This window comes from Streptomyces sichuanensis, from assembly GCF_020328095.1.
In the GTDB taxonomy this organism is placed as follows: domain Bacteria; phylum Actinomycetota; class Actinomycetes; order Streptomycetales; family Streptomycetaceae; genus Streptomyces; species Streptomyces cinnamoneus.
Genome location: NZ_JAIXMK010000159.1, coordinates 1 through 7,831 on the forward strand (window position 1 = coordinate 1; position 7,831 = coordinate 7,831).

The 7,831-nt window shown below is 72.6% G+C and carries 9 protein-coding genes; 6 read left to right on the plus strand and 3 right to left on the minus strand.

What is annotated here, in order from left to right:
- Positions 1–48: 48 nt before the first annotated feature.
- The 4 genes from galT (at position 49) to LE181_RS29185 (ending at position 4,377) form a co-directional block, all read left to right on the plus strand.
- Positions 49–1,095 (plus strand): galactose-1-phosphate uridylyltransferase, encoded by a 1,047-nt coding sequence (galT, locus tag LE181_RS29170; protein WP_225664508.1) that lies wholly within the window; start codon positions 49–51, stop codon positions 1,093–1,095.
- Positions 1,092–2,069: a UDP-glucose 4-epimerase GalE gene (gene galE, locus LE181_RS29175; protein WP_225664509.1), complete on the plus strand. Its 978-nt coding sequence runs from the start codon at positions 1,092–1,094 to the stop codon at positions 2,067–2,069. Before galT ends, galE begins: the two co-directional genes overlap by 4 nt.
- On the plus strand, positions 2,066–3,229 hold the full coding sequence (gene galK / locus LE181_RS29180) for a galactokinase (RefSeq protein ID WP_225664510.1): 1,164 nt from the start codon (positions 2,066–2,068) through the stop codon (positions 3,227–3,229). The genes galE and galK overlap by 4 nt, the downstream gene beginning before the upstream one ends.
- A 359-nt stretch (positions 3,230–3,588) precedes the next feature.
- Entirely contained in the window at positions 3,589–4,377 is a 789-nt protein-coding gene (locus tag LE181_RS29185; RefSeq protein ID WP_225664511.1) for a response regulator transcription factor, read from the plus strand.
- Here the strand turns inward: LE181_RS29185 and LE181_RS29190 are convergent.
- Positions 4,336–4,833: a MarR family winged helix-turn-helix transcriptional regulator gene (locus tag LE181_RS29190; RefSeq protein ID WP_225664518.1), complete on the minus strand. Its 498-nt coding sequence runs from the start codon at positions 4,831–4,833 to the stop codon at positions 4,336–4,338. The genes LE181_RS29185 and LE181_RS29190 overlap by 42 nt on opposite strands.
- Positions 4,834–5,010: 177 nt before the next feature.
- Here LE181_RS29190 and LE181_RS29195 point away from each other — a divergent pair, with 177 nt between their 5' ends.
- The gene (locus LE181_RS29195; protein ID WP_225664519.1) at positions 5,011–5,634 is read left to right on the plus strand and encodes a Uma2 family endonuclease; all 624 of its coding nucleotides are present in this window, start codon (positions 5,011–5,013) and stop codon (positions 5,632–5,634) included.
- A gap of 36 nt (positions 5,635–5,670) precedes the next feature.
- Here LE181_RS29195 and LE181_RS29200 read toward each other — a convergent pair whose 3' ends face one another.
- Both LE181_RS29200 and LE181_RS29205 read right to left on the minus strand, forming a co-directional pair.
- Positions 5,671–6,357: a TetR/AcrR family transcriptional regulator gene (locus LE181_RS29200; protein WP_225664520.1), complete on the minus strand. Its 687-nt coding sequence runs from the start codon at positions 6,355–6,357 to the stop codon at positions 5,671–5,673.
- A gap of 62 nt (positions 6,358–6,419) precedes the next feature.
- The gene (locus LE181_RS29205; protein ID WP_225664521.1) at positions 6,420–7,388 is read right to left on the minus strand and encodes an acyl-CoA desaturase; all 969 of its coding nucleotides are present in this window, start codon (positions 7,386–7,388) and stop codon (positions 6,420–6,422) included.
- A gap of 191 nt (positions 7,389–7,579) precedes the next feature.
- Between LE181_RS29205 and LE181_RS29210 the strand changes: the two genes are divergently transcribed.
- The coding region (locus LE181_RS29210) for a phosphoenolpyruvate carboxylase (protein WP_225664522.1) at positions 7,580–7,831 on the plus strand (252 nt) is incomplete at its 3' end.

Below are 7,831 nucleotides of genomic sequence, written 5' to 3' on the forward strand. Positions count from 1 at the left end.
CGGCTCCGCCGCGGTTCGGCGACGGGCGAGGCGGGGAAAGACCGGCTCGTGAAGAAGACGGCGATCCGGCTCGCGGACGGACGTGAGTTGTTCTACTACGACGCGCGGGACGACGCCGTGCGCGACGCCCCCGACCTGCGCCCCCTGCAGCAGGGGGAGGCGGTGAGCGAGATCCGGCACGACCGGCTCCTCGGCGACGACGTCGTCATCGCCTCCCACCGCCAGTCGCGCACGTACCATCCGCCACCCGGCCAGTGCCCGCTCTGTCCCTCCCGCGGCGGACGGCTCACCGAGATCCCGGCGGCGGACTACGACGTCGTCGTCTTCGAGAATCGTTTCCCCTCACTCACCGGCGGCCACGGCCGCTGCGAGGTCGTCTGCTTCACCGACGACCACGACGCCTCCTTCGCCGGCCTCGACCCCGGCCGTGCCGCCCTCGTCCTCGCCGCATGGACCGACCGGACCGCCGAACTGGCCGCCCTGCCCGGCGTCGAGCAGGTGTTCTGCTTCGAGAACCGCGGCCCCGAGATAGGCGTCACGCTCGGCCACCCGCACGGCCAGATCTACGCCTACCCCTTCGTCACGCCACGCACCGAGCGCATGCTCGCCTCCCTCGCCGCCCACCGCACGCGCACGCACGGCCGGAACCTCTTCGACGACCTCGTGGCCGACGAGCGGGCCGATGGCCGCCGGATCGTCCTGACCAGCGCCCACTGGACCGCCTTCGTGCCCTACGCCGCCCGCTGGCCGTACGAGGTCCACCTCCACCCGCGGCGGCGGGTGCCCGACCTGCCCGCCCTCGACGACGCCGCCCGCGCGGACTTCCCCCAGGTCTACCTGGAACTCCTGCGGCGGTTCGACAGGATCTTCGGCCCCGGTCAGCCGCCCACGCCCTACATCTCCGCCTGGCACCAGGCACCCGCCCACCACCCCCTCAGGGGTGAATTCGCCCTTCACCTCGAACTCTTCACCGTCCGCCGCACTGCAGGAAAATTGAAGTACCTCGCCGGTTCGGAATCCAGCATGAAAGTGTTCATCAACGACGTGCCGCCCGAGACCGCGGCGAGGCGACTGCGAGAGGCGGCCGGTTCATGAGCAGCAGCACCGGAAGGTTCCTGGTCACGGGTGGTGCCGGATACATCGGGAGCGTCGTCACCGCCCACCTGCTGGCCGCCGGCCACGAGGTGAGCGTCCTCGACGACCTCTCGACCGGACACCGCGACGCCGTCCCCGACGGCGCCCGCTTCATCGAGGGCCGCGTCCAGGAAGCCGCCCGGTGGCTCGACGACCGCTACGACGCCGTCCTGCACTTCGCCGCGTTCTCGCAGGTGGGGCAGTCGGTCGAGGACCCCGACAGCTACTGGCGCAACAACGTCGGCGGCACCGTGGAGCTGCTCGCCGCCATGCGGGACGCCGGCGTGCGCACCCTCGTCTTCTCCTCCACCGCCGCCACCTACGGCGAGCCCGCCACCGTCCCCATCACCGAGGACGCCCCGACCGCTCCCACCAACCCCTACGGCGCCACCAAGCTCGCCGTCGACCACATGATCGCCGGCGAGTGCGCGGCCCACGGCCTGGCCGCCGTCTCGCTGCGCTACTTCAACGTCGCCGGGGCGTACGGGCGGTACGGCGAACGGCACGCGCAGGAGACGCACCTGATCCCGCTGGTGCTGCAGGTCGCACTCGGCGAGCGCGAAGCGATCCACGTCTACGGCGACGACTACCCCACCTCCGACGGCACGTGCGTCCGCGACTACATCCACGTCGCCGACCTCGCCGAGGCCCACCTGCTCGCCCTGGGCGCCGCCCGCCCCGGCGAGCACCTGATCTGCAACCTCGGCAACGGCAACGGCTTCTCCGTCCGCGAGGTCGTCGAGACCGCCCGCAAGGTCACCGGACACGCGATCCCCGAGGTGTCCGCAGCCCGCCGCCCCGGCGACCCGGCCGTGCTCGTCGCCTCCGCCGCCCGCGCCGAGGAGGAGCTCGGCTGGCGGCCGCACCGCTGCGACCTGGCCCGGATCGTCGAGGACGCCTGGGCGTTCGCCCGCCGGGGCCGGACGGACGGGTGAGCGCCGCACGGGCCGCACAGGCGTTCCGCGCGGCCCATGCGGCCGCCTGCGACGGGGTCTGGGCGGCGCCCGGCCGCGTCAACCTGATCGGTGAGTACACCGACGTCAACGAGGGCTTCGTGATGCCGTTCGCGCTGCCCCACCGGACCTGGGTCGCGGCCCGTGCCCGCACCGACGGGCGGCTGCGCCTGCACTCCGCCGCCGCTCCGGGCGACGTCGCCGAGGTGCGGCCGGACGACCTCGTGCCGGGCGCGGTGCGGGGCTGGGCCGCCTATCCCGCCGGGGTCCTGTGGGCCCTGCGCGAGGCGGGCCACGACGTACCGGGCGCCGACCTGCACGTGGAGAGCGACGTCCCGGTGGGCGCGGGGCTGTCGTCGTCCGCCGCGCTGGAGGTCGCCACGGCGCTCGCGCTCGACGGCCTCTGCGGCGCGGGGCTCTCCCGCCCCGCCCTGGCGCGGCTGGCGCAGCGGGCGGAGAACGCCTTCGTCGGCGTCCCCTGCGGGGTGATGGACCAGACCGCGTCCGCCTGCTGCAGGGACGGCCACGTCCTGCACCTGGACACCCGGGACCTCTCGCGGCGGCACGTCCCCTTCGACCCGGCGGCGCACGGCCTGTGCCTGCTGGTGGTCGACACACGGGTCCGGCACGACGTGGGAGCGGGCGCGTATGCCCGGCGGCGCGCGGGCTGCGAGAAGGCCGCGCACGCGCTCGGGGTGCGCGCTCTGCGCGACGTCGCACAGGGGCAATGGCCCGCGGCGCTCCAGGAGTTGGCCGCGGCACCGGGAACGGCCGGGCTGCTGGGGCTGGTGCGGCACGTCGTCACGGAGAACCAGCGCGTCGAGGAGGTGACCGCACTCCTGGAGGCGGGCGAGGCGCGGGCCACGGGAGCGCTGCTGACGGCCGGGCACGCCTCGCTCCGCGACGACTTCGGCGTCTCCTGCCCGGAGCTCGACCTCGTGGTCGCCGCGGCGACCGGGGCGGGAGCCCTCGGCGCCCGGATGACGGGCGCCGGCTTCGGCGGCTCCGCCGTGGTGCTCGCCGAGGCGGCGGCGGAGGAGACGGTGCGCACGGCGGTGGCCGGCGCCTTCGCGGCCGCCGGCCACCGCGCGCCGCGCATCGTCGCGGTGGCCCCCGCCCAGGGCGCGGGCCGGGTGGCCTAGGACACGTCCCGGCCGCCGGTCCCCGCCGCCGTCCGCTGCGGTACGACCGGCCGGTCCTCGGTCGGAGCGACGTCCACATCGCGTCGTTCCGAGTCGTTCACCGCCTCAATACTGAACAGAAAGCTCACGATAAACACCCGGGTCAGGCAGTTTTGCCAATCGGCTTCCGTTGCCGGACCCCGCCCGTACGCTGATGCACAGCGCCGGTGGGGGCCGACGCTGATCAGGGGGCGAGACAGGCAGGTACGACGCCCGGGGCGGGGTTGGTTGTCAGTGCACGGCGGCGGCCGTGCGCGCGTGGCGGCCCCGGTCGGGCGCCGTACCCGCACTGCCTTGCCTACCGGGACATGGGGGTGGTTGTGGCACGTATTCGGGTATTGGTGGTCGATGACCACCGCATCTTCGCCGAGTCGCTCGCCGCCGCCCTCGCGGCCGAGCAGGACGTGGACGTCTCGGCGGCCGGCAGCGGGCCGGCGGCGCTGCGCGCGCTGGAGCGCGCGGCGGGTGAGGGGCGGCGCTTCGACGTGCTGCTGATCGACGCCGACCTCGGCGCGGTGGGTCCGGACGTCCCGCAGGTGCCGGGGCAGCTCCGGGGCCCCGGCCAGGAGGGCTCGGGGCCGGGCGAGGGCACGGTGGACGGCATCTCGCTGGTGGCGAGGGTGCGCTCGGGCCATCCGGGCGTGCGGACGGTGGTGCTGGCCGAGCGCGACGACCCGCGGCGGGCCGCCGCCGCGCTGCAGGCGGGCGCCGGCGGCTGGGTGGCCAAGGACTGCTCGCTCTCGCGCCTGCTGGCGGTCATACGCGGTGTCCTGCGGGACGAGACGCACCTGCCGCCCGCGCTGCTGACCGGCGTCCTGCGGGAGCTGACGGCCGCGCGCAAGCACCGCACGGAGAGCGAGCGGCTGGTGGAGTCGCTCACCCCGCGCGAGCGCGAGGTGCTGCGCTGCATGGTGGCCGGGCTGGGGCGCAAGGCCGTCGCCGAGCGCCTCTACCTCTCCCCGCACACGGTCCGCACGCACATGCAGAACGTCCTGGGCAAGCTCGGCGTGCACTCCACGCTGGCCGCCGTGGCGCTGGCGCGCCGTGCCGGGGTCGGTCCGGTGGACCTAGCCGGGGACGTTGTCGAACGGGGCGGTCAACTGGCGTAGCAGCCCGGCCAGTTCGCCGCGCTGGGCGGGGGAGAGCTCGGCGAGGATGGCGCGCTCCTGCGCCAGCAGCCCGGCCAGCGCCTGGTCGGCACGGTCCCGGCCCTCGGCGGTCAGCCGGACGAGCACGCCGCGCCGGTCGCTGGGGTCGGGCTCCCGCTGGACCAAGCCCTTCTTGGTGAGCCGGTCGATGCGGTTGGTCATGGTGCCCGACGTCACCAGGGTCTGTGTCAGCAGCTGCCCCGGCGAGAGTTGGTAGGGCGCCCCGGCGCGGCGCAGCGCGGTGAGGACGTCGAACTCCCACGGCTCCAGCTCGTGCTCGGCGAAGGCGATCCGCCGGGCACGGTCGAGGTGCCGGGCGAGCCTGCTGACCCGGCTGAGCACCTCCAGCGGCTCCACGTCGAGGTCGGGGCGCTCGCGGCGCCATGCTGCGACCAGTCGATCGACCTCGTCCTCCATGACGATCAGTGTAGAGGGTGTGTCGACATGAAGTCTCTTGATGTCAAGACACTGATCACTCGTTCGAATGAGTGGCCGACATTCGCATGATGCGACCGGTGCGCCCTCCTACCGTCGGCGGTGTCGCTTGTGCCGCTGTGGCGCCGGCGCCCAGACTGAGGGAGGAGGTGCTCCACGATGACCGCACTCGCGCACGAGGTGATCCCGGTGTCGGACGAAGAGCCGGTGTCCGACCTGGACGAGTTCCTGTGGCAGACGTGGAAGGCCATGGATCCGCCGGAGGGCTACCGGGCCGAGATCATCGAGGGGTCCATCGAGGTGTCACCTACCGGACGGCGCCGTCACGGCGTTCTCATCAACCGCCTCCGGCGGGGGCTCGAAACGCATCTGGAGCACACCGACTACGCCGCTCATCACGATTTCAACCTGATCCACCGCCGCAAGGTCTGGATCCCTGATCTCTTCGTCGCGCTGGTCGATGTGGACGAGATTCCCGACGAGGAAGACTTGGGCGTCGCCGCAGCCGACATCGAGGCCGTCGTCGAAGTGGTCTCGCCCGGCTGGCGGAACGTGCAGCGCGACCGCGTCCGCAAGCGCCGCGAATACGCCCGCGCGGGCATCCCGCTCTACGTCCTCATCGACGACTTCGACGGTGACGGCGCGGTCGTCCTGCTGACCGAGCCCGACCCCGACAGGGCCGCCTACGCAGGCGAGCAGCGCGTCCCCTACGGCACCGACGCCGTCATCCCCGGCGGCCCGGCCAAGGGCTTCGTCATCGGCGAGGCGATCACGAAGCCCTGACCGCCCCGACCGCCCGGGCCGCAAGGGCCCGCCCCCTCAGTTCTTGCGGTGTCCCACGAGCCGCGGCTTGGCCTCCAGGCCGTCCAGGCCGTGCCAGGCCAGGTTCACCAGGTGCGCCGCCACCTCGGCCTTCTTCGGCTTGCGGACGTCCAGCCACCACTGGCCCGTCAGGGCCACCATGCCCACCAGGGCCTGGGCGTAGAGCGGGGCCAGCTTGGGGTCGAAGCCGCGGGCCTTGAACTCCAGCCCCAGGATGTCCTCGACCTGGGTGGCGATGTCGCTGATCAGCGAGGCGAACGTCCCCGTCGACTGGGCGACGGGGGAGTCGCGGACGAGGATGCGGAAGCCGTCCGTGGACTTCTCGATGTAGTCCAGCAGGGCGAAGGCCGCCTGTTCGAGGAGCTCGCGCGGGTGACCCGCGGTCAGGGCGCCCGTCACCATGTCCAGCAGCTGCCGCATCTCGCGGTCCACGACCACCGCGTACAGCCCCTCCTTGCCGCCGAAGTGCTCGTAGACCACCGGCTTGGAGACCCCGGCCTTCGCCGCGATCTCCTCCACCGACGTGCCCTCGAAGCCCCGCTCGGCGAAGAGCGTGCGACCGATGTCCAGCAGCTGCTCACGGCGCTCGGCGCCGGTCATCCGCACCCGGCGGGGCCGCGCGCGCCTGCCCCCCGGGGTAGGGGGCAGGTCATTGTCACCGGTGGTACTGCTGTCGATCGCCACCTGTCAATCATGCCTCCCCCGGCCACCGCCGAGGGCACCCCCGGGCAGCACCGGTCTCGTCCTCACGCCCGGCTCTGCCGCCGGGACGCGATGCGGGCCGCGTCCGGCCAGCGCACGTCGTACGCCCAGCCCGCCTTCTCGAACCAGCGGATGAGCCGGGCGCTGGAATCCAGCTGGCCCCTCAGCACGCCGTGCCGCGCCGACGTCGGATCGGCGTGGTGGAGGTTGTGCCACGACTCACCGCACGAGAGCACCGCCAGCCACCACACGTTGCCCGAACGGTCGCGCGACTTGAACGGGCGCTTGCCGACGGCGTGGCAGATCGAATTGATCGACCACGTCACGTGGTGCAGGAGCGCCACCCGAACCAGCGAACCCCAGAAGAACGCCGTCACCGCACCCTGCCACGACCACGTCGCCAGGCCGCCGACCAGCGGCGGCACCAGCAGCGACACCGTCGTCCACAGCACGAACTGGCGCGAGATCCGGCGGATGACCGGGTCCTTGAGCAGGTCCGGCGCGTACTTCTGCTGCGGCGTCTGCTCCTCGTCGAACATCCAGCCCACGTGGGCCCACCACAGGCCCTTCATCAGCGCGGGCACGCTCTCGCCGAACCGCCACGGCGAGTGCGGGTCGCCCTCGGCGTCCGAGAACTTGTGGTGCTTGCGGTGGTCCGCCACCCAGCGCACCAGCGGCCCCTCCACCGCCAGCGAGCCCATGACCGCCAGCGCGATCCGCAGGGGCCGCTTGGCCTTGAACGCACCGTGTGTGAAGTAGCGGTGGAAGCCGATCGTGATGCCGTGGCAGCCGATGTAGTACATCGCCACCAGCAGTCCCAGATCGAGCCAGCTCACGCCCCAGCCCCAGACCAGCGGGACCGCCGCGAGCAACGCGAGGAACGGAACGATGATGAAGAGCAGCAGCGTGATCTGCTCGATCGAACGCTTGCTGTCACTGCCCAGCGTGCCGGCGGGCAGCGGGGTCTCCTGGGCCTTCGGCGCGTCTTCGATCACGTCGGGGCTTGCAGTCATGGGTTCCCTCATGGGGCTCGGAGCATGGCTACGGTTCCGTAACCTACGGCTTCGTAAGTATGGCAGGGCGCCGGAGCTCGGCAAGAGGCCGCGGACGACCGCGCGTCGTGCGGAGACCTATGCTGGGGGCGTCGGACAGCGCGGTCCGCCACCCCTCCAAGTGCTCGGAAACACCGCAAGGAGCCGCACCTGTGAGCAGTGCCGACAACACCAACGCCGCCCTGCGCGCCGACATCCGCCGACTCGGTGATCTCCTCGGCGAGACGCTGGTCCGCCAAGAGGGTGAGGAGCTCCTCGATCTGGTGGAGCGGGTGCGGGCGCTGACCCGTACGGACGGCGAGGCAGCGGCCGACCTGCTGGCGCGGACCGACCCGGAGACGGCCGCCAAGCTCGTCCGGGCCTTCTCGACCTACTTCCACCTGGCCAACGTCACCGAGCAGGTG

Coding starts and splice junctions, on each gene's coding strand:
- galE (WP_225664509.1), top strand. CDS start 1,092: ATGAGCAGCAGCACCGGAAGGTTCCTGGTCACGGGTGGTGCCGGATAC.
- LE181_RS29190 (WP_225664518.1), bottom strand. CDS start 4,833: ATGGAGGACGAGGTCGATCGACTGGTCGCAGCATGGCGCCGCGAGCGC.
- LE181_RS29195 (WP_225664519.1), top strand. CDS start 5,011: ATGACCGCACTCGCGCACGAGGTGATCCCGGTGTCGGACGAAGAGCCG.
- LE181_RS29205 (WP_225664521.1), bottom strand. CDS start 7,388: ATGACTGCAAGCCCCGACGTGATCGAAGACGCGCCGAAGGCCCAGGAG.